This is a genomic window from Sphingobium sp. BS19, from assembly GCF_027925545.1.
Taxonomy (GTDB): Bacteria; Pseudomonadota; Alphaproteobacteria; order Sphingomonadales; family Sphingomonadaceae; genus Sphingobium.
The window spans coordinates 228,726-248,988 of record NZ_BSEF01000003.1 but is presented as its reverse complement, the minus strand read 5'-3'; the positions used below and the strand labels follow the sequence as shown (position 1 = coordinate 248,988).

Below are 20,263 nucleotides of genomic sequence, written 5' to 3'. Positions count from 1 at the left end.
AACTGTCGATCCTTCAGGGGCGGGAAAGGGAAATGGCGCGAGTCGATTGCCGCTCGATCAGTTCATGCGGCAGGCGGCGATGTTCCGCCCCCGGCCCCATACTGAACAACAGGTTGGTGCCCGTCTTGCCCAACGTGCGAGTCGGCTGGCGAATGGTGGTGAGCGGCGGATAGACGACTTGCGCCAGCACCGTGTCATCGAACCCTGCCACCGAAAGCTGATCGGGAATGACCACGCCGCGTTTATGCGCCACCGCCAGAACGCCGGCGGCCATATCGTCATTGCTGGCGAAAATCGCGCTGGGCGGATCGGGCATGGTGAGCAGGGCTTCGGCTGCCTTTACGCCGCTGGCGAAATCGAATTCGCCGGGGAAGACGATGGTGGGTTCATATTCGATACCCGCCCGGTCGAGCGCGCGGCGATAACCGAAGAGCCGCTCGTTGCTCGCCATATGGTTGGGATGGCCCATGATGAAGCCGATGCGGCGATGGCCGTGGTTGATGAGGTAGGACGTCATGTCGTCCGCTGCCTGCACATCGTCGATGAAGACCGACGAAGTGATCGCGTGGTTGGTGCCAGGCGAAATGCGGACGAAGGGGATCGAGCGACGCTCCAGTTCCTCCAGCACCGCCGCGCAATCGGTGACGGGGGAGGAGAGGATGATGCCGTCGACATGGGTTTCGTCGATCAGGCCGCCGACTTCGCGCGCGACATCGGGCGAGCCTACGTCGACGGGCTGCGCGAGCAAACGGATGCCCGCTTCCCGGCAAGCTTCCCAGACGCCTTCCTGGATCTGGTGGATATAATAGGGGCTGTGATTGTCGTAGAGCAAGGCGATCTGGCCCGACTTGCGCCCCGCGAGCGCGCGGGCGGCGATGCTGGGGCTGAAGCGCAGGGAGCGGACGGCGGCCTCCACCTTGATGCGCGTATCTTCGCGCACATAGCGTTCCTTGTTGAGAACGCGGGATACCGTCTTGACCGACACGCCCGCCGCCTGCGCGACATCGCTGATCGTGGCGCGTTCGCTCACAGAGTCAGCCTCGCGCAGCGGGCGACATGGCGGGTTGCGATATCCGCGAAGAAGGCCGCATGAGCGCTGTCGGCGCGGTAGAAAGCGGGCGTCTGGCCGATGGGGGCATCGACCTCCACTGTGCCGGACGCATGAGATGTGCCGGACCACAGATGCACCCAATCGGTGCCGCCGGGCAAATGGCAGGTCCAGCGCGTTGCGCCTTGCGTGATGACGGGGGCGACGAGCAGGTCGCGACCGTAGAGATAGTGGGTTTGCAGGGTATCGCTGTCCATGTCCTCTTCATGATGCAGGAACAGCGGACGTTGCAAGGGCAGTCCGCTATCGCGCGCTTCTTCGCACAGTGTGCGGGTGTAGGGCGCGAGGTCGGCATGAAGCTGTGTCATGGCCGCGAAATGGGCGAGCAGTTCGGGGGTGGAATCGACTTGCAGATTTTCGTCGGGGCGATTGCCTTCGTGGGTGCGCATGACGGGGGTGAAGGCGGCAAGGTCGCTCCAGCGCATCAGCAGTTCTGCGGTGCGGACATTGCCGAGCAGGCTGGTGTAGCCGCCAATGTCGCTATGGCTGTAGGCGTTGCCGACCAGCCCCGCCGACAGCGCCGCCGTGATGACGGTGCCGATGCCATCATGTCGGGTAAAATCGACCGACTGGTCCCCGGCCCAGAGCAGCGGGCAATATTTGCCAACGTCGGTCCCGCCTGCGCGCATGAAGAACACCGCTTCGCCGGTTTTACCGCGCAGTTCGAGGGCGCGCGCGTTGACCTTTGCCCAGAGCGTCGGCCAGGCATTGTGCGCGAGCATCGGGTCCATCCCGTCGAACAAGCGGACGTCGGTCGGGAGATATTCGCCGAAATCGGCCATCCAGCCCGACAGTCCGAAATCGAGCATTTCGCGGCCGATGATCCGGTCGGCAAACCATTCAGCCGCATCGGGATTGGTGAAGTCGACGATGGCGGCGTCAAATTCGCCGAAGTCGACATGATAAGGGGCGTCGCTGTCCTGCCGCAGCGCGAGATAGCCCGCCGCCAGCGCTTCCTGATACAGCACGCCGTCGATGGCGAGATAGGGGTTGACGTAGCCAAGGAACCGCACGCCCTTTTCCGCCAGCCGCGCGATGCGCTGGTCGAGATCGGGATAGCGTTCGCGGTTCCATTTCCAGTCCCAGAACAGCCGCTTGCCGAAGCTGGTAATGCGCAGGCCGACCCAGTCCTCACACCACAGCCCCGAGACGGGGACGCCCGCGTCGATCATGCGTTCGAGGCGCGCGAAACTGTCCTGCCCCTGCTTCAGCCCGACGATGGTGCCGGTGGTTGCCCAATCGGGGAGCAGCGGTTGGCGCCCGAAGCGGAGGGAGAGCGCGGAGACGAGATCGACCATCGTCGGCGCGGCGAACAGTTCGATCTTTGTGGGAATTTCCCAGCATTCGACGGTGAAGTGGTCGCTCGCGGTGAAGTCGAACGCGCAATAAGCGTGGGTATCGACATGCAGGGCGTAACCGCGCGGCGACAGGATCGTCGGCTGCGGATAGTTGGTGGTCCAGTAATCGCCACCGGCATTGCCCGCCGCATCCATCGCCTGCGTGAAGGCCGTACTCTTATCGCGACCGACGCCCGGCTCGGAGGTCCACACGGGAAAAATGCGACCGCGCAGATCGAGATAGGACATCTGCTCGCCGAGCCCGAAGATTTTCTCTAGCGGATCGATAGAAAAACTTAACCAGCAGCGATTGACGGCGTTGTCATGGGATTTTAGGGACAGGCCGTCGGACTGGACCACCAGCGACATGGCGACCGGCGCGCCCTCCTCCATCGAAAATTCGACGCATAGCGATCCGTCAGGATCGGACTGCGACGCGATTCGAGCATGGGACAGCGGCGTCCGCTCCACCACCTCATCCGAAAGGCGAAAATTGCCACGAAACATCTCTACATCTGCAATGCCACGCCCCACGGCAATCATGGCTCGGGCAGCGCTATGCGTGGCGAGCAGGCAGTCGCCCAGCCACAGCGCGAAGCCGCCGTCGGTAGCTTTGAGTGTCGGCGTGGATATCGCCATGGAACCTCTCTCGAATCGCACCCTGACCGACTGGGATCGGGTGTCACATATTTATGACAGCGATGGACAATGCCACAAGCTGTCTTTGCGATCAAGATTGACAATCCTGCCTTATCGCCCTTATTACCCCTCCAAACCTTCAGTTAAATGCAGGGTTTGTACCAAAATCATCATAACGGGAGGATCCCATGAAGCGCTCTAACTCCATTCCGCATATTCGCGCTGTTTTTCTGACAGCGCTGGCAGGCGTCAGTGCTGCAGCGCTTTGCCAGCCCGCATTCGCGCAAGAAACCGCGCCGGTTCAGGCTGCCGAGGAAGATACTGGCGGCATCGATATCGTCGTGACTGCGCAGAAGCGTGAAGAAAATCTTCAGAACGTACCGCTGTCCGTTTCGGTGATCGGCGGCGACGCGATTGCGGCTCAGGGCGGCGTAAACCTTGAAAACGCACAATATCTCGTCCCCAGCCTCAACTTCCGCAAGTCGGGCACCAGCCTCAATCAGGCGCTGTTCCTGCGCGGTGTCGGCACGATCAACTTCTCCATCGCTGCCGAGCCGTCCGTCGCTGCCGTGATCGACGGCGTTGTCCTGAGCCGTGCGGGTGAAGGCTTCGGCGATCTAGTCGATATCGACCGGGTCGAAGTGCTGCGCGGACCGCAGGGCACGCTGTTCGGCAAGAACGCATCGGCTGGCGTGGTCAGCATGGTATCGAAGCGGCCGGAAGACACGCTGGGCGGCACTGCCGAAGCCAGCTATTTCGATGCAAGCGAATATCGCGCGCGTGCCACCATCAACATTCCGCTGGGCGACAATGTGCGTTCGCGCTTCACGGGCTTCTACAGCGAATATGACGGCAATCTGCGCAACATCGCGCTGGATCGCAAGGTCAACGGGTACAAGCATTACGGCGTGCGCGGCGCAATCGAAGCCGATCTGTCGGATGCGGTCACGGTCATCCTGCGCGGTGACTGGCGCAAGGCGAACGACGATTGCTGCGCCGAAGTCATCGGCACGGTGCCAACCAATGCAGCAGCAGCCGCACTGTCGGGCACCAACATCTCGGGCGATGAAACGCGCCGGGTCAACCAGAATCTGCTGACGCAGACGAAGGAAGAAAGCTGGGGCGTGTCGATGCAGATCGATGCCGAACTGGGCAACCAGATCATCACTTCGATCACTGCCTATCGCAATTGGGACAATACCGAAATCCGCGATGGTGACTGGCTGGATCGTCCCTATGTCGGTCTCAACCAGTTGCACGACATCGGGCCGCAGACGTCCAAGACATTCAGCCAGGAATTGCGCCTGTCGTCGCCGACCGGCAATTTCTTCGAATATGTCGCAGGCCTGTATTACTCGCGTGCGGAATCGCAGCGTCAGTTTACGCGTGACGTCATCACGTGCAGCGCCTCCACGCTGCCAGCGGTCACGCCGGGGCTCATCCCCTGCTCCACCACGCCGGGCGTTTCGACGACCACCAATCCTTTCGGCACCACCGATTACGGTTCGGTCTTCACCAACATGGCCGCCTTCGGTCAAGTCACGCTCAATGTCTCCGATCGCTTCCGCGCCATCGGCGGCATCCGTTACACGGCAGATCAGCTTGACGGCAATATCCTGCGCACCGCGCGCTTGGCCGGTGCAGGCGTGAACGGCAATTTTGACGCGGGCGTCTACAATAACGGCGCAGGTGGCGGCGTTTCCAATGGTCAGCCGGTGAACCTGAAAGTCGTCAACGACAACTGGTCGGGCAAAGCGGCTCTGCAATATGACATCACCGACGATACGATGGGCTACGCCAGCTACACGCGCGGCTACAAGGGTCCGGCGTATAACCTGTTCTTCAACCTCAACACATCCGGCGCGGGTGTCATCGCACCGGAAACGGTCGACGCCTATGAAGTCGGCCTGAAGAACAGCCTGTTCGGCAATCGCCTGATCCTGAACCTCACCGGGTTCTACGCCAAATATAACAACTATCAGGCGAACAACCCGGATCTGGTTGCAGGCGTAGTCGTTACCCGCCTGACCAACGCAGGCACGGTATCGACCCGCGGCGTCGAACTCGACATGGTGTATCAGCCGTCGCGGGCCTTCACCCTGAGCGGTGGCCTGGCCTATACCGATGCGAAGGTCGATGAATTCCGTCTGCCCCCCGGCGCAACCGAATCGCAGCGCGTGCCCAATGGCACTCGCCTGTCCAATGCGCCCAAGTGGAAGGGCTCGCTGGGCGCGACGTACAAGATCGAAACGGGCGGTTTCGCCAATATCGAACTGGGTGCGCAGGGCAGCTATCAGTCGAGCCAACTGTATGAATTGAGCCCCAATGCCGCCGTGCGCGCGGCAACGACGGTCAAGGGCTATGGCATCGTCGATGTAAGCGCGGGCCTGGTGGCGCAGGACAATGGCTGGAGCGTTCGCGCTCAGGTCAAGAACCTGCTCGACCAGAGCTTTGCTTCGTCCATCGTGTCGGGCGGACCGGGCGGTTCGTACCGCTTCATCATTCCGCGCGAAGCCGACCGCTATTTCGGCGTCACTGCAAAGGTGAATTTCGGCAGCGAGAAATAAGGAACACTCTTCTCCGGGGCGCGGCGCTTGTTTGTTATCACGATTTCCTGAGGAAATTATTCAGGCATGCGCCCCGGCGATACGGGCTGGCGACCACTGCACGGGTCGCCAGCCTTTTTTTTGGCCAACGTCATTCGCAAAAGGTTCCACGATCAGGCATATTTTTTATTCGGTTCGCCGCAAATGGGCCAAGCGGTGAGATTGCATTAGCTTTTGCAACGTAGTTAACCCTCAACCGATAGTGTTGCGGAGACTGTATGATCGAGTTTGCTGCCCTGACCTATGGCGTCCTTGCCAGCTTTGTCCTGACATCCGCGGGCCGGAACCGGGCGAAGCAGCAGCCTCATCCACCGATGGTGCAGTATGTCGGCTATATGTTGTGCGGCGTATCCGCAGGCGCGTCGGCAATCCTGAGCGGCATCGCCATCCATCAATTGATGGCATGAAAAAGGGCGGCACAATGGCCGCCCTTTCCAAATGTAGTCCTGGAGCGTCAGATTAACGCACCGAACCGCGACGAACGAGGTTCACGACCGCCAGCAGGATGACGGCGCCGACGAACGAAACCAGCAGTGCCGCAATGTCATAATTGCCGCTGGTGATCGGCGCGATGCCGAGCAGGGGCGAGACCACGAAACCGGCGATGACCGCGCCGACGATGCCGACGACGATGTTCAGGAAAATGCCCTGCTGCCCATCCGTGCGCATGACCATGCTGGCCAGCCAACCGATGATGCCACCGACGATAATAAGAATAATAATACCCATGATCCAACTCCCTAAAACGATGCGGCCACAGGTGGCTGCTGAAAGGTAGGACGCATGGAAGGCCAGTATTGTTCCGTAGCGGTCAGGCGGTCACCGGTTCCAGTTTTGGGACAAGCAGGTGAATCCAGCCCAGTGCGACCAGATAGGCCGCAGCGCAAATGGCGAACATCGGCCAATATCCAACCCCTGTCGTCAACGACCATCCGGCAAATTCGATCATCGCCGTACCGCTGAGATTGCCTGCGACCGCGCCCATGGCGATCACGCTGGCAACCCGCGCCGTAGGCACGATATCGGCCGTCATGCCGAAAATATTGGTCGAGAAACCCTGATGCGCGAACAAGGCCATGCCGATCAGCAGCGCGGCGGTCCACGGGCTGCTCGCATAGAGCGCCAGAGGCGCGGGCAGGATCATCAGCGCGAACAGGAACATCGACAGCTTACGTGCGCCGTTGACGGAAAAGCCGCGCGACAGGAGGATGGGGAACAACGCGCCGCTGCTGATCGCGCCGATGGCAGCAAGGACGTAGATCAGCGCGATGGGATAGCCGAGCGTCCCCTGCGCCATGCCAAATTGCCGCGCGAAGAAATCGGGCATCCAGAAGAGCATGAACCACCAGACCAGATCGGTGAACGCCTTTGCGCCAATGACGGCCCAACTGCGCCGGTCGGACAGGAGATCGCCCCAGCGGACACCCTTTACTGCGCTGGCGCTTTTTACATTGCTCCTGACCGGTTTGAGTTGGCGTGTGCCGACGATCCAGAAGGCAAGCCAGATGAAGCCCAGCCCCCCAGTCACCAGAAACGCCGCCTGCCATCCAAAGGCTAGCGCGAAGGGCGGGATCAGCAGCGGGGTGACGATGGCACCGATATTGGGCGCGGTGTTGATGAGGCCGATACCTAAAGAGCGCTCCTTGAGCGGCAGATAGGTCGCAGCGGCCTTGATCGCTGCGGGTGTGTTGACCGATTCCGCGACGGCCAGCGTGATGCGTGCGGCGACGAATTGCTGGACAGTCATCGCGATGGCATGGCCCATGCCCGCGAGGCTCCATAGCGCGACCGCTGCGCCATAAGCAAAACGTACGCCGAAGCGGTCGACGAACCAGCCAACCCCCAGCAAGGCGAAGGCGGCGGAAATCTGAAAAGAGGAGCCAAGATGTGCGAATTGCTGATCGGACCAGCCAAATTCGGCTTCCAGCATGGGCTTCAGCAGCGCCAGCACTTGCCGATCGACATAATTGAGGGCGGTTGCAAAGAAGATCAGCGCGACGAGGCCATAGCGCAGGGTCTTGCCAGTGGCGACCTGCCCATCGTCGGTTGCGGCGCCTGCGGCTGCCAGCTCGGCCTTTTCGTGTAACATCGCCTCTCCTTCGCCAACGCCGATATGATGCTTGCCTGCATCGCTTTTTCGGTTGCAGATGGCCAGCGGCAACTATAGGCACAGGCAATATGACAGCGCAAGACAGAAACACCGTCATGGCCGCAGACCTTTATGGCGACTTGCTGGTCGACACCCGACAGCCGCCCCAGCGGTGGCAGACGCGCGTCCCCGGTCTTGCCATGGCGATCGTTGCCTCGCTCGCCGCAGCTTGGCTGAGCGACCATTATGGCGCGCCGATTGTGTTGATGGGTTTGCTCATCGGCTTATCGTTGAGTTTCGTCAGCGCCGAACCGAAACTGATTCCCGGCCTGACCTTCGCATCGCATACGTTGTTGCGGATCGGGATCGTGCTGGTCGGTGCGCAGATTACCTTCGCGCAGATCGGGTCGCTTGGCATCGGAGCCTTTGCAGCGCTCATCGGGATAATGGCGCTGGTGATGCTGACCGGCATCGTCGTTGCCAAGCTGTTCAAGCAGGACGTGATGTTCGGCCTGCTGGCGGGCGGTGCGACCGCGATATGCGGCGCCTCGGCGGCGCTGGCGCTGTGGAGCCTGATCGGTGAGAAGCGCATCGACCAGGCGCGTTTCACCATCGTCCTCGTCGGCATTTCGGTCGCGAGCGCACTGGCCATGTCCTTCTATCCCCCCATTGCCGAATTTCTGGGCCTGACGGACCGGCAGGCGGGTTTCCTGATCGGCGCATCCATCCATGACGTGGCGCAGGCCATAGGCGGCGGCTTCTCCTTCTCCCGCACCGCCGGCGAAGTCGCGACCATCGTGAAGCTGACGCGCGTGACGCTGCTGGCGCCCGTGCTGGCCATCGTGGCCATCGCGCTGCGCAATCAGGGCATGGGCGCGGACGGCACAGCGAAGCGCATCCAGATTCCCTGGTTCGTGCTGGGCTTCCTGGTGCTCGTCGGGGTGAATACGGCGATTCCCCTGCCAGCGCAGGCAGTGGATGTATCGCATACGGTTTCCAAAGCGCTATTACTCGTTTCGGTCACGGCGACGGCGATGAAGTCGCAGATGGCAGTGTTGTTGACGCAAGGCTGGCGCAGCTTTGCGCCGGTGATCGCGGCGACGTTGGTGGCGTTTGCGCTGTCGCTCGGCGCGGCGCTGATCCTGTGAAGGTGGCAATATGATCTACAACCTGTGCGTCATCGGTGGCGGTATCAACGGGACCGGCATTGCGCGCGATGCCGCAGGGCGCGGGGCATCGGTGCTGTTGCTGGAGCGGGACGATCTGGCGTCCGGCACATCGTCTGCTTCGACCAAGCTGATCCATGGCGGGCTGCGCTATCTGGAGCATTATGAGTTCAAGCTGGTGCGCGAATCGCTGATGGAGCGGGAGCGGCTGCTGGGGATTGCACCACATATTGCGTGGCCGATGCGGTTCGTGCTGCCGCATCATCCCGGGTTGCGCCCGCGCTGGCTGCTGCGGCTGGGGTTGTTCCTGTACGACCATATCGGTGGGCGTAAGTTGTTGCCCGCCACACGCACGATTGATCTGCGCGCTGATCCGGCGGGCAAGCCGCTGAAGCCGGGTTATTCGACGGCGTTCGAATATTCCGATTGCTGGGTCGACGATGCGCGGCTGGTGGTGCTGAACGCGCGCGATGCGGCGGCACGCGGCGCGGAGATACGGACGCGGTGCGAAGTGACCGAGGCCCGACGCGAAGGCGATTGGTGGCACATCGAGACGCGCAATGCCGATGGCACGACGCAGGATTTCAAGGCGCGCGCACTGGTGAATGCAGGCGGCCCGTGGGTCGTGCGGATGATCGACCGATCTCATACCGAACGGCCCGCCAATGTGCGGCTGGTGCGCGGCAGCCATATTGTGACGAAGCGGCTGTTCGACCATGACCGCAGCTATATCTTTCAGAATGCCGATGGCCGCATCATCTTCGCCATCCCCTATGAGCGCGATCTGACGCTGATCGGAACCACCGACCGCGACCATGAAAGCCCCGACGTTCCGGCCAAGGCAAGCGACGAGGAGATCGCCTATCTCTGCAACGCGGCAAGCGAGTATTTCGCGAAGGCGATTACGCCCGCCGACGTAGTGTGGACCTATAGCGGCGTCCGCCCCCTGCTGGACGACGGGGCCAGCGCTGCGCAGGAAGCGACGCGCGATTATGTGCTGAAGCTGGATGCTACGGAGGGTGCTGCGCCCTTGCTGTCGATCTTTGGTGGGAAGATTACGACTTATCGCCGGTTGGCGGAGGAAGCGATGGAGGCGCTGTCGCCGCTGATGCCTGTGTTGAAGGGCAAAAGCTGGACGGCGACCGCGGCGCTGCCCGGTGGCGATTTCCCGCTGGCGGAGCGAGGGGCGTTGACGGCGCGGATTGCGGGGCGGTATCCGTTCCTGTCATCCGATAGCGTTGCGCGAATATTGGCGACATATGGCACCTGTGCGTTCGAATGGCTGGGCGACGCGCAGACTATGGCGGCGCTGGGCGAGGATTTCGGCGGCGGGCTGACGGAAGCCGAAGTGCGCTATCTGGTGCGCGCGGAATGGGCGCGGACGGCGGACGATGTGCTGTGGCGGCGGACCAAGATGGGGCTACGCGTCGATGCGGCGGGTGCTGCGCGGTTGGATGGGTTGCTGGCGCGGCTCGTGAATGAGGGTGCAACACTCTCGTGAAGTTATAACATTGTTATAACTTTCCTCCTGTGCTATCCGTGCTCAAGGAGACAAGCCATGCAGACAGCACTTCGTAAAATGGGAAATTCGACAGGGATGATCCTGCCGCAATCGGTGCTTCGGGAAATCGGTGCGACCAGCGGTGCAAAAATGGATGTGCTTGTACAGGACGGCAAGCTGATCATTACGCCTGTTGCTCCGACCGACATTGCGCGCACGGGCTGGGCAGAATCGGCTGCAGATGTGGCAGCGCATGCGGACAGCGAAAGTGAAAGCTGGCACGCCTTTGCCAATATCGATGATGCCGATTTGACGTGGTAAAGCGGGGCGAGGTTTGGCTGGCTGCGCTGGATCCAACCGTCGGCAGCGAAATTCAGAAGACTCGCCCGTGCGTTATCGTTTCACCAGACGAGATGAACGATCATATGCGCACGGCCATCGTTTCACCCATGACGACCGGCAGTCGTCCTGCCGCTTTTCGAATCGATGTGCGATTTAAAGGCAAGACGGGATTAATCCTGCCCGACCAGATGCGGACCGTCGACAAGACGCGACTGATCAAGCGTATGGGGAAAGTGGATCCAGCGACACTTGATGCGCTTCTGGGCATATTGGCGCAGATGTTCGCCAAATAGACAAACCACCCGCAGCGTTATTCCGATAGCGGTTTGAAGGGATAGCGTGGCAACGGCCATGCTATCCCTTAGGCATCAATATACCCGCGCTTTCGGTTGGATGTACTCGATCTCGTCCGTCAGCGTGTAGTCGTGCACGGGGCGCGTATCGAGCGTCACCTTGCCGCCCTTGCCGCCCCAGCCGTCGAACCACGAAATGGTGTGCTTCATCCAGTTGGCGTCGTCGCGGTTGGGGAAATCCTCGTGCATGTGCGCGCCGCGGCTTTCCTTGCGGTTGAGCGCGCCTTCGATGGTGCAGCTTGCCTGGCTGATGAGGTTGTCCAGCTCCATCGTTTCGATGAGGTCGGTGTTCCAGATCAGCGAGCGGTCGGACACCTGGACGTCCTCCATGCTCTTGTAGACATTCTGCAGCTTCGTGACGCCTTCGCTCATCAGCGCATCGTCGCGGAACACGGCGGCATGCTTCTGCATGGTACGCTGCATTTCGAGGCGAATCTTGGCAGTGGGCGTGCTGCCCTTCGCATTGCGGAAGTGATCGAGGCGCGAAAGGGCCAGATCGGCGCTGTCACTGGGCAGAGCCTTGTGGGCGCTGCCGGGCTTAACGATGTCCGAAATGCGATGGCCGGTCGCGCGACCGAAGACGACGAGATCGATCAGCGAGTTGGAGCCGAGGCGGTTGGCACCATGCACCGATACGCAGGCTGCTTCGCCGACCGCGAACAGGCCGGGGACGACCGCATCGGGATTGCCATCCTTCAGCGTCACGACTTCGCCATGATAGTTACAGGGGATGCCCCCCATATTATAATGGACGGTCGGCACCACCGGCAGCGGCTGACGGGTCAGATCGACATTCGCGAATACCTTGCCGGTTTCGGTGATGCCGGGCAGACGTTCGGCCAGAATCTTGGGGTCGATATGGTCGAGGTGAAGGAAGATGTGATCCCCTTCCTTGCCGACGCCGCGCCCTTCGCGGATTTCCAGCGCCATCGAGCGTGACACGACGTCGCGCGACGCCAGATCCTTGGCGGAGGGAGCATAGCGTTCCATGAACCGCTCGCCTTGCGAGTTGGTCAGATAGCCGCCTTCGCCGCGCGCGCCTTCGGTGATGAGGACGCCTGCGCCGTAGATGCCGGTGGGATGGAACTGCACGAATTCCATGTCCTGCAAAGGCAGGCCCGCGCGCAGCACCATACCGCCGCCGTCGCCGGTGCAGGTATGCGCCGACGTCGCGGAGAAGTAGCAGCGACCGTAGCCGCCGGTCGCCAGCACGACGCTATGTGCGCGGAAGCGATGGATCGAGCCGTCTTCCATGCAGATCGCGATCACGCCGCGGCATTCGCCATTTTCCATGATGAGGTCGATGGCGAAATATTCAACGTAGAAGTCCGCGTCATATTTCAGGCTCTGCTGATAGAGCGCGTGCAGCATGGCATGGCCGGTGCGGTCGGCAGCAGCCGCGGTGCGCTGAACCGGCGGGCCAGCGCCCATATTCTGCATGTGGCCGCCGAAGGGGCGCTGATAGATGGTGCCGTCCTTGTTGCGGCTGAACGGTACGCCTGCATGTTCCAGCTCATACACCGCAGCCGGGGCTTCGCGGACCATATATTCGATCGCGTCCTGATCGCCGAGCCAGTCGGACCCCTTGACGGTGTCGTACATGTGCCACGTCCAGTGATCCGGCGTGTTGTTGCCGAGCGAGGCAGCAATGCCGCCCTGCGCCGCAACGGTGTGGCTGCGCGTCGGGAACACTTTGGTGATGCACGCGGTTTTGAGGCCGCTTTCGGCAATGCCCATGGTGGCGCGGAGGCCGGAGCCGCCGGCACCCACGACGACGGCATCGTAAGTGTGGTCGATGATCTTGTAAGCGTCGGTCGACATCAGGAAGCAGCTCCCGTGAAGGCTATTTTGGCAATGGCGAAAATGCCCAGAGCCGCGCCACCAATGGCGTAGAAGTTAAGTAGCAGGAAGGTCGCGAATTTCGTGCCGTCTTCATGCACATAATCCTCGACCACGACCTGCAGCCCGAGGCGCAGATGGTAGAAGACGCTGACGATCATCAGCATGATCGGTACGGCGACCCAGCTCTTGGCAAGCCATGTCGTTACCGCGACATAATCGAGTGCCGGGAGCTGGAGAATGCTGATGATCAGCCACAGCACCAGCAGCAGATTGCCGACGGCGGTGACCCGCTGATTGATCCAGTGATGCGTGCCCGACTTGGCACTGCCCAAGCCACGAACGCGACCGATGCCCGTTCCGCTACCCATTACAGTTTCCCCGAGAAGATGCTGAGCCAGATCGCAGCGGTGGTGAAGATCGAAAGAACCGGCACGACCAGAGACCAGCTCTTGTTCGTCTTAAGCTCATAGCCCGCGCCGATATCGAGAACGAAATGGCGAAGGCCCGAAAACATGTGCTGAAAGAAAGCCCAGGTAATGCCGATCATCACGACATAGCCGTACCAGGACGTCGCTTGTTTCAGAAAGAACGCATAATATTCCGCGCCCGATGCCGCCGCGGTCAGCCACCATACGAGGCCAAGCGCACCGACGACCGCCAACCCGACGCCCGTGGCGCGGTGAAGGATCGACAAGGCCATATGCGGGCCCCATTTCCAGATAGTCAGATGCGGCGAAAGAGGCCTAGTTTGCGGTCGCGCCATGCGGTCTGCACTCCCCTGGGTCAGCATGATTCCCAGCCCCTTTAGCGCGCGCCTCTCCACTGTGCAAATGCAGCAGGCCGCAGCGCACCAAATCTTTCAAATGAAGCCGATTCAAGTGATTTATGGCAGATTTCCTATCGGATTTCCGCCCGAAGATAAGAGTTGATTAACCAACTAACCCTATGAAGAGACCTGAAGGCATCAGACTGGCTTGGGACTGCAAAGGGCACACATTTCAATGACGCTGCAAATAAAGGCCGATGTGACGATGCCGGAACGGTTGGCAGAGTTCGATCCTGCAGGGACATTGGTATCCGATGCCGCTGCCATTTTCGCGCTTCTTCCCGATCATGGCGAAGCAGCCGCTCAGGCATTTTTCGATGCTTATATGGCCAATACGTCGCTGCGGTCCGTATTGAAGCCGGAGTCGATCAGCGCGATACGTCGCGAAGTCTCTCATTATATTCGTGAAAAGCTATCTAATTTCGGAGGTGAACGTTGGGCGGATTCGGCGCGGTCCTGCGTTCGGCACGCTCGCAAGCATGGCATTTCCATCCGCACCATTCTGGTGTCGATCGTGGCCGCCAATGATGTGGTGCATGATGGAATTTGGGATGCCACGTCGCAAGGCAATGGCCCGGAAGGCCCGGCACGCGCATTGTATCGCGCCCTGACACGTATTTCCATGATCGAAGCAGAATTGATCTGTTCGGTCCTGGCGATCGACATTGCGCTGGAAGAAGAAACCGAGCGTTTGCGTAACGCAACTTTGTTCGAACAGCGCATCGTTGCCGAAATCGACGGCGCGTCGCATCTGGGCGACGGTCTGCGCGAACAGGCAAAGGATGCATCGGCAGCAACGCGCGGAATGCTGGGCAAGGCATCGGAAGTTGCGGCAGCCGCCGAGCAATCCGCGCTTGCCATGCGCGAGGCGGCCCAAACCTCCGCCGGGCTGATCCGGGCGATCGAGGATGCGCGCGCCGAAGTCGAAGGTGCCGCCGAAGTGGCGCAGCGCGCTTATGCGCAGGCAGGCGACGCGGTCACCATGTCGACCACCTTGTCCGAACATGCGCAATCCATCGAATCCATCCTTGGCCTGATCCGCGATATCGCAGGGCAGACCAACCTCCTTGCGCTGAATGCCACTATTGAAGCGGCACGCGCGGGCGATGCGGGTCGCGGCTTTGCCGTGGTGGCGCAGGAAGTGAAGAGCCTGGCCAATCAGACTGCGCGCGCCACGGACGACATCGCCAACAAGATCGGGTCCATCCAGGCATCGACGCGCCAGTCAGTCGAAACCAACCAGCGCATCCGCGAAACCGTGGACGAAGTGCAGATGTCCGCGAACCGCATCCGCAGTGCCATGGATGCGCAGGCGCAAACCGTCACGATGATCACCGCCGCCGTCGATGAAACGGCGCTGGCAGCGGATTCCATGTCGGCGACCATTTCGGCCATTCGTCAGGATACCGAAGTCGTCGCGTCGGAGATCGATCAGCTTGAGCGCGGTTTCATGAGCGTCGAAGGCAAGCTGTCTTCGCTGCGTCAGGCATCCGCAGAGTTCAGCCGCCGGGTGGCATAAGCCGACACGTCAAAAGGGCTTTTACACCTCCCGCCTTTCCTTGGCCAAGCGGCTGGGCTACCGGCAGGCATGGCCATCAATATTCTTCTGACCGGCGCGAGCCGGGGCATCGGCGCGGCCTGCGCGTCGCTTCTTGCATCGGGCGATACCCGTGTGTTTGCCGCCAGCAGCAAAGACGCCGATCTTGGCGCGGCCGGTGGCGCCGAGGCTTTGTGGGACAAGGCACTGGATGCGCTGGGCGGGCGGATCGATATCCTGATCAACAATGCAGGCATATTCGAAGCGACGCCGCTGGATAGCGACGACGCCGACTGGCTGGCGGCTTGGCAACGCACTATGACCGTCAATCTGGAAGCGTCGGCGATTTTGTGCCGCAAGGCTGTGCTGCATTGGCAAGCACGGAAATCGGGCGGGCGGATCGTCAACGTCGCAAGCCGCGCCGCCCATCGCGGTGATAGCCCGATGCACTGGCATTATGCCGCATCGAAGGGCGGGATGGTCGCCATGACCAAGACAATCGCGCGAGCCTATGCCGCGGAAGGAATTTACGCTTTTGCCGTCTGCCCTGGCTTTACCATGACGGGCATGGCGGAGGATTATCTGGCGAGCCGGGGCGGTGACAAGCTGCTCGCCGACATTCCGCTTGGCAAGGTCGCCACGCCCGACGAGATCGCGGCCATCGTGAAATTTCTGGTCACGGATGCACCGCCCTCCATGACTGGTGCTGTCCTCGACGCGAATGGAGCAAGCTATGTCCGATAAGGAAAGCTGGAAACTGACTCTTCCTTGCACCCGCGCGGAGGCCGAATCGCTGGACGGCGATATCGTGGCGTTTGCGCAGCTCGACAGTCCGCCGGTGCTGATGACCAGCGAAGCGGCCCCGGACGATGACGATGTCTGGCAGCTTGATGCCTATTTTGAAGGCAAACCCAATACGGCGCTCGTCAAGCTGGTGCAGACGCTGGTGCCGAGCGCGCGGGGGAAAAAGCCGACACTCGAAAAACTGCCTGCGGAAGATTGGGTGACGATCAGCCAGCAAGGGCTGGAGCCGGTGATCGCCGGGCGCTTTTATGTGCGGAACATGGCCGACGATGTCGTGCCGCCGGGGTACAAGGATTTCCTGATCGGTGCTGGGCGCGCGTTCGGCACGGGGCAGCATGAAACGACGTCCGGTTGTCTGGCAATGCTGGATCGCTCGCGGCGGCTGGGGCATCGGTTTGGCAATATCGCCGATGTCGGCACAGGCACAGGCTTGCTGGCATTCGCCGCGATGCATCTGTGGCCGATGGCTTATGCGACGGCGTCGGACATAGATCCGGTGTCGGTGGAAGTCACCGCCGAGAATGCCGTGGCCAATGGGGTCCCGTTGGGCCGCAGTGCAGGACAGTTGACTGTGTTCGCGGCGGCGGGGGTGGATCATCCCGGCATATTGGGCCGTGCGCCCTATGATCTGCTGATCGCCAATATTCTGGCCGGACCGCTGATCGAACTTGCGCCTTCGCTCACGGCCACGCTGGAGGATGGCGGTACGCTGATCCTGGCGGGATTGCTGGACAGTCAGGCCGATAGCGTGATCGCGGCCTATCGCGCGCAGGGGATGCGGCTGGCCGACCGGATCGATACCGGGCAATGGCCCACGCTGCGGCTGCGCAAACGCCCCGCCATCGGCTGGCGTCGCCCGCGTCGCTGGGCGAGCGACCGCAATGGTGAGGCGCCCGGTTACGGAAGCTGGTGAGGGAGGAGCAAAAGCCCCTCCCCCCTTATTCCAATCAGAAGCCCCGACGGAGCGTGACGAAGAACTGCTGCGGCGCGCCGATCAGCAGTGTCTGGTTGTCGCCGCTGTTGCCGAAACCGTTCGAACCGATGGTGCTGACATAATCCTTGTCGAACAGATTGGTGGCCGATGCTTCGATGGCAAAGCCGGTCAGGAAGCCCATGCCTTGGGGCACCTTCACGCCGATGCTGGCATCCACCAGAACCCGACCACCGACCGACTTGTCGTTGGTGTAGGTGTAGTAGCGCTTCGACATGTAATTCGCGCCGATCCGGCCGAAGAATATGTCGCCATCATAGGCCAGCTCGCCCGAAGCGATATGCTTGGGGCTGTCGACGACGGTCTTGCCCTTGACCGCAGCAAGCGTAACGACCTGATTCTGCGCATTGCGGCCAAGAACGTCGTTGCGGTAGGTCGCATCGTTATAGGCATAGGACGCCGTTGCGCTGAAGCCGCTGCCCATCGCATAGGTGCCGGACACTTCAACGCCCGTTGACCGCACCTTGCCCACATTCTGCAGGATGACCGGGTTGCCCACGATACCGGCGCCCGTCGTTACGCCGAGCAAGCGGTTGCTGAAGTCGACATAATAGGCCGCGATGGAACCCTGGAAGGCACCAGCACGAACACGACCGCCGATTTCATAGGTCTGCGACGTTTCGGGTTTCAGCTTGTTGGTGGTCAGCAGCGCGTTGAAACCTGCCTGCGTGGTCGAGAACGGTCCGGCTGTCGTCGAGGAAACGAAAGCGCGCATGTTTTCGGTGTAGTTGGCAAAGACTTCGGCGCTGTCGCCCAGCTTCAGCAGCGCGCCAGCTTGCGGCAGGAACCAGTCCTGCGACTTGATCTTGCCATTGGCGAGGCCGCCCGCAACCAGCGGGCTGGCACGGTTGAGAACGCGCAAACCCTTCCAGCCGCCCGACAGAGTGAGCGATCCCAGCTCCAGCGTGTCCATCACATAATATTGGTTGGTTTCGGTGCTGAACTTCACATCCCACTGCGTCGCAAAGGGGTTGGTCTGGAACTTCAGGCTGTCGCGCGACGAACCGGTCAGCGTGTTATCGAGCGAATAGAAGCGACGGGCCTGACGGAAATCATTGCCTTCGTACCAGCCGCCGACTTCGAGGCGGTTGCTGTCGATTTCCCACACGAGGCTACCCAGAGCGCCCATGCGATCGATATTATATTCGGTCGTGCGGACGGAAATCGGCGCGCCGGTCGGGCTGGCGACATAGGGCGTCCACCACAGACCCTGACCCTTGTTATTGTGGTAATAGCCCTGCAGCTTTGCGTGGACGTTGTTGGTGATCGGCGTTTCGAACGTTACACCGCCCAGCCAGTCGCGGCGAATGCCCGCTGCGTCATAATAGGCATCGTCGAGCGACTTGACCGGCGTCGGCAAGGTAACGCCGAAGGTCGGGTAAGGGAGCGGGGCCGTAGCCGAGCCAGCGCGCGCCGCCTGATTGGCGGAGACGGCTGCCACGGTATAGGCGGTCCGCCAATCGGGCGCGAAATTGTCCCAGCGATTGCCAAGGCGACCGATCATTTCAGCGGACATGTCCTGATAATCGTTTTCGCGGCGATCGGAATAGTTTACGAAGCCGGTGATCTTGCCGTCGCCGACATCGGCCACGACCTTTGCATTGACCTGATGCTGACGCTGCTCGCCATCGCCGCGCCATTTGCCTGCGTTCAGATAGCCGTAGCTGAGATACCCGCGCACGCCGCCCAGATCGCCGCTGTCGACGCGAACGAAGCCGCGATAGGTGTCGTCGCTGCCGTAAGTGCCCGACGCCGCGATATCGAAATTCCGCGAAGGATCGCGCGAGGCGAAGAGCAGCGTGCCGCCCAGATTGCTGGTCGATGCCGTGGCAAGATTGCCTGCGCCCTGGCTGACGGTGACAGTGCCGAGATTTTCGGAGATGAGCGCGCGGCTGATGTGCAGGCCGTTATAGTTGCCGTAGCTCATGTCGCCCAAGGGCACGCCGTCCAGCGTAAAGCCCAACTGGTTCTGGTTGAAGCCGCGCAGCGAAATGCGCGTCGACCATTCATAGGCACCAAAGGCGTCGCCCGACTGGAAGTTGACGCCGGGCAGCTTGCTGACTGCCTTGAGCGGCGAGGTGCCGGGGGTGAGCAGCTTGATATCGTCTGCGGCGGCCGTCTGCACCTGGCGCGTTTCGCCAAAGCCGTAGACGACGATTTCGTCGCCGGCATTTGCGTCGGCAGCGGCAGCGGTTTCAGCAGCAGGAACGACATCCTGCGCCTCGGCAAGGGATGGCAACAGGGCAATGCTGGCAACGGAAGCCAGCAAGATAAGATTTTGGCGGCGCATTAGGTAACTCCCCACGAGAAACGTCAGTAAACTTGCGGGCCTCTGCGCCCGGGACATGACTGTTCGGCGGCGCAGCAATTACGTTTCGATGACGAATCGAAGTCGTTGTGTGACGATGCAGGATGGCCACAGTCTTGGCAGGATTGTAGGGGAGCGGAGCTGCGCCTAGGCTGTCGTCATGCAGTGGACAGTCAGCAAGGCAAGGCGGTGGATCGGAGGCATGCTCCTATTGCCGCTGATCCTCATGCTGCTGGTCGTCGGAGGATCGGCGATTCCGGCCAACCATGTGGCAAACCCGCCGCCACGGGGCGTGACCATCCATGTCTATACCAATGGCGTGCACACGGGCTTGGTGCTGCCCACGGTCAATGCTCTGCATGACTGGCGCAGTCGGGTGCCTGCGAGCGATCTGGCAGATCCGCGCCTTGCGGGGCAATGGCTGCTGTTCGGTTGGGGGCAGCGGGACTTTTATCTCAATACGCCCACATGGGATCGGGTCGACCCGGCGACGGTGATCCGCGCCATATTGGGCAGCGACCGGACGCTGATGCATGTCGATCATCTGCGCCAGTTATGGCGCGGGCCGGATTTGCGGTCGGTCGTGCTCACGCCTGAGCAATATCGCGCATTGGTTGCAGCCATCGACGCCGATTTTGCGCCGGGCAAGGCGATTGCCGGATATGGCCCGGACGACGTCTTCTATCCGGGGCGAGGGCGCTATAGCGGAATCCGCACATGCAATGAATGGACGGGCGTTAAACTGCGCGGGGTTGGCGTGCGCGTGGGGATGTGGACGCCGTTGAGCTGGAGCGTGATGCGCTGGTTCTGAGGT

At 61.3% G+C, this 20,263-nt stretch carries 18 protein-coding genes; 10 read left to right on the top strand and 8 right to left on the bottom strand.

Annotated elements, in window-relative coordinates:
• Nucleotides 1-13 precede the first annotated feature (13 nt).
• Nucleotides 14-1,030, bottom strand: coding sequence for a LacI family DNA-binding transcriptional regulator (locus QMG56_RS04725; protein WP_281821439.1), 1,017 nt, complete (start codon nucleotides 1,028-1,030; stop codon nucleotides 14-16).
• Nucleotides 1,027-3,084: an alpha-glucosidase gene (locus tag QMG56_RS04720; RefSeq protein WP_281821438.1), complete on the bottom strand. Its 2,058-nt coding sequence runs from the start codon at nucleotides 3,082-3,084 to the stop codon at nucleotides 1,027-1,029. Before QMG56_RS04720 ends, QMG56_RS04725 begins: the two co-directional genes overlap by 4 nt.
• A 188-nt stretch (nucleotides 3,085-3,272) precedes the next feature.
• On the opposite strand from QMG56_RS04720, the gene QMG56_RS04715 reads away from it, so the two are divergent.
• Nucleotides 3,273-5,651, top strand: coding sequence for a TonB-dependent receptor (locus QMG56_RS04715; protein ID WP_281821436.1), 2,379 nt, complete (start codon nucleotides 3,273-3,275; stop codon nucleotides 5,649-5,651).
• A gap of 257 nt (nucleotides 5,652-5,908) precedes the next feature.
• On the top strand, nucleotides 5,909-6,097 hold the full coding sequence (locus QMG56_RS04710) for a hypothetical protein (protein ID WP_230186729.1): 189 nt from the start codon (nucleotides 5,909-5,911) through the stop codon (nucleotides 6,095-6,097).
• A 52-nt stretch (nucleotides 6,098-6,149) separates the two neighbouring features.
• Here QMG56_RS04710 and QMG56_RS04705 read toward each other — a convergent pair whose 3' ends face one another.
• Nucleotides 6,150-6,419, bottom strand: a complete 270-nt coding sequence (locus QMG56_RS04705) for a GlsB/YeaQ/YmgE family stress response membrane protein (protein WP_230186728.1) — start codon at nucleotides 6,417-6,419, stop codon at nucleotides 6,150-6,152.
• An 82-nt stretch (nucleotides 6,420-6,501) separates the two neighbouring features.
• A complete protein-coding gene (locus tag QMG56_RS04700) occupies nucleotides 6,502-7,779 on the bottom strand; it encodes an MFS transporter (protein ID WP_281821434.1) in 1,278 nt (425 codons plus the stop codon).
• Nucleotides 7,780-7,868: 89 nt separating this feature from the next.
• Between QMG56_RS04700 and QMG56_RS04695 the strand changes: the two genes are divergently transcribed.
• The 4 genes from QMG56_RS04695 to QMG56_RS04680 are packed head-to-tail and all read left to right on the top strand — an operon-like array spanning nucleotide 7,869 to nucleotide 11,081.
• Nucleotides 7,869-8,927, top strand: a complete 1,059-nt coding sequence (locus QMG56_RS04695) for a YeiH family protein (protein ID WP_281821432.1) — start codon at nucleotides 7,869-7,871, stop codon at nucleotides 8,925-8,927.
• Nucleotides 8,928-8,937: 10 nt separating this feature from the next.
• The gene (locus QMG56_RS04690) at nucleotides 8,938-10,446 is read left to right on the top strand and encodes a glycerol-3-phosphate dehydrogenase (RefSeq protein ID WP_281821431.1); all 1,509 of its coding nucleotides are present in this window, start codon (nucleotides 8,938-8,940) and stop codon (nucleotides 10,444-10,446) included.
• 57 nt (nucleotides 10,447-10,503) lie between these two features.
• Nucleotides 10,504-10,767, top strand: a complete 264-nt coding sequence (locus QMG56_RS04685; RefSeq protein ID WP_230186724.1) for a hypothetical protein — start codon at nucleotides 10,504-10,506, stop codon at nucleotides 10,765-10,767.
• On the top strand, nucleotides 10,761-11,081 hold the full coding sequence (locus QMG56_RS04680) for a type II toxin-antitoxin system PemK/MazF family toxin (RefSeq protein WP_281821430.1): 321 nt from the start codon (nucleotides 10,761-10,763) through the stop codon (nucleotides 11,079-11,081). The genes QMG56_RS04685 and QMG56_RS04680 overlap by 7 nt, the downstream gene beginning before the upstream one ends.
• A 75-nt stretch (nucleotides 11,082-11,156) precedes the next feature.
• Here the strand turns inward: QMG56_RS04680 and sdhA are convergent, their stop codons facing one another.
• From sdhA to sdhC, 3 genes are read right to left on the bottom strand one after another with little or no spacing between them, the layout of a single operon-like run.
• On the bottom strand, nucleotides 11,157-12,962 hold the full coding sequence (gene sdhA / locus QMG56_RS04675; RefSeq protein ID WP_230186722.1) for a succinate dehydrogenase flavoprotein subunit: 1,806 nt from the start codon (nucleotides 12,960-12,962) through the stop codon (nucleotides 11,157-11,159).
• The gene (sdhD, locus tag QMG56_RS04670; protein ID WP_281821428.1) at nucleotides 12,962-13,351 is read right to left on the bottom strand and encodes a succinate dehydrogenase, hydrophobic membrane anchor protein; all 390 of its coding nucleotides are present in this window, start codon (nucleotides 13,349-13,351) and stop codon (nucleotides 12,962-12,964) included. The genes sdhA and sdhD overlap by 1 nt, the downstream gene beginning before the upstream one ends.
• A complete protein-coding gene (sdhC, locus tag QMG56_RS04665; RefSeq protein ID WP_230186720.1) occupies nucleotides 13,351-13,746 on the bottom strand; it encodes a succinate dehydrogenase, cytochrome b556 subunit in 396 nt (131 codons plus the stop codon). The genes sdhD and sdhC overlap by 1 nt, the downstream gene beginning before the upstream one ends.
• A gap of 238 nt (nucleotides 13,747-13,984) precedes the next feature.
• On the opposite strand from sdhC, the gene QMG56_RS04660 reads away from it, so the two are divergent.
• The 3 genes from QMG56_RS04660 (at nucleotide 13,985) to QMG56_RS04650 (ending at nucleotide 17,063) form a co-directional block, all read left to right on the top strand.
• Complete coding sequence (locus QMG56_RS04660; RefSeq protein WP_281821427.1) at nucleotides 13,985-15,328, top strand: methyl-accepting chemotaxis protein; 1,344 nt, start codon at nucleotides 13,985-13,987, stop codon at nucleotides 15,326-15,328.
• 69 nt (nucleotides 15,329-15,397) lie between these two features.
• Complete coding sequence (locus tag QMG56_RS04655; RefSeq protein WP_230186719.1) at nucleotides 15,398-16,090, top strand: SDR family NAD(P)-dependent oxidoreductase; 693 nt, start codon at nucleotides 15,398-15,400, stop codon at nucleotides 16,088-16,090.
• Entirely contained in the window at nucleotides 16,080-17,063 is a 984-nt protein-coding gene (locus tag QMG56_RS04650) for a 50S ribosomal protein L11 methyltransferase (RefSeq protein ID WP_281821425.1), read from the top strand. Before QMG56_RS04655 ends, QMG56_RS04650 begins: the two co-directional genes overlap by 11 nt.
• A gap of 34 nt (nucleotides 17,064-17,097) precedes the next feature.
• On the opposite strand, the gene QMG56_RS04645 is transcribed toward QMG56_RS04650, so the two are convergent.
• Complete coding sequence (locus QMG56_RS04645) at nucleotides 17,098-19,431, bottom strand: TonB-dependent receptor (protein ID WP_281821424.1); 2,334 nt, start codon at nucleotides 19,429-19,431, stop codon at nucleotides 17,098-17,100.
• Between the two features lie 220 nt (nucleotides 19,432-19,651).
• On the opposite strand from QMG56_RS04645, the gene QMG56_RS04640 reads away from it, so the two are divergent.
• Nucleotides 19,652-20,260, top strand: a complete 609-nt coding sequence (locus tag QMG56_RS04640; protein ID WP_281821423.1) for a TIGR02117 family protein — start codon at nucleotides 19,652-19,654, stop codon at nucleotides 20,258-20,260.
• Nucleotides 20,261-20,263 lie beyond the last annotated feature (3 nt).

Excerpts from the sequence above, each read along its gene's own strand:
- QMG56_RS04720 (WP_281821438.1), bottom strand. The coding sequence starts at position 3,084 with ATGGCGATATCCACGCCGACACTCAAAGCTACCGACGGCGGCTTCGCG.
- QMG56_RS04715 (WP_281821436.1), top strand. The coding sequence starts at position 3,273 with ATGAAGCGCTCTAACTCCATTCCGCATATTCGCGCTGTTTTTCTGACA.
- QMG56_RS04710 (WP_230186729.1), top strand. The coding sequence starts at position 5,909 with ATGATCGAGTTTGCTGCCCTGACCTATGGCGTCCTTGCCAGCTTTGTC.
- QMG56_RS04705 (WP_230186728.1), bottom strand. The coding sequence starts at position 6,419 with ATGGGTATTATTATTCTTATTATCGTCGGTGGCATCATCGGTTGGCTG.
- QMG56_RS04700 (WP_281821434.1), bottom strand. The coding sequence starts at position 7,779 with ATGTTACACGAAAAGGCCGAGCTGGCAGCCGCAGGCGCCGCAACCGAC.
- QMG56_RS04695 (WP_281821432.1), top strand. The coding sequence starts at position 7,869 with ATGACAGCGCAAGACAGAAACACCGTCATGGCCGCAGACCTTTATGGC.
- QMG56_RS04690 (WP_281821431.1), top strand. The coding sequence starts at position 8,938 with ATGATCTACAACCTGTGCGTCATCGGTGGCGGTATCAACGGGACCGGC.
- QMG56_RS04685 (WP_230186724.1), top strand. The coding sequence starts at position 10,504 with ATGCAGACAGCACTTCGTAAAATGGGAAATTCGACAGGGATGATCCTG.
- sdhA (WP_230186722.1), bottom strand. The coding sequence starts at position 12,962 with ATGTCGACCGACGCTTACAAGATCATCGACCACACTTACGATGCCGTC.
- sdhD (WP_281821428.1), bottom strand. The coding sequence starts at position 13,351 with ATGGGTAGCGGAACGGGCATCGGTCGCGTTCGTGGCTTGGGCAGTGCC.
- sdhC (WP_230186720.1), bottom strand. The coding sequence starts at position 13,746 with ATGGCGCGACCGCAAACTAGGCCTCTTTCGCCGCATCTGACTATCTGG.
- QMG56_RS04660 (WP_281821427.1), top strand. The coding sequence starts at position 13,985 with ATGACGCTGCAAATAAAGGCCGATGTGACGATGCCGGAACGGTTGGCA.
- QMG56_RS04655 (WP_230186719.1), top strand. The coding sequence starts at position 15,398 with ATGGCCATCAATATTCTTCTGACCGGCGCGAGCCGGGGCATCGGCGCG.
- QMG56_RS04650 (WP_281821425.1), top strand. The coding sequence starts at position 16,080 with ATGTCCGATAAGGAAAGCTGGAAACTGACTCTTCCTTGCACCCGCGCG.
- QMG56_RS04645 (WP_281821424.1), bottom strand. The coding sequence starts at position 19,431 with ATGCGCCGCCAAAATCTTATCTTGCTGGCTTCCGTTGCCAGCATTGCC.
- QMG56_RS04640 (WP_281821423.1), top strand. The coding sequence starts at position 19,652 with ATGCTCCTATTGCCGCTGATCCTCATGCTGCTGGTCGTCGGAGGATCG.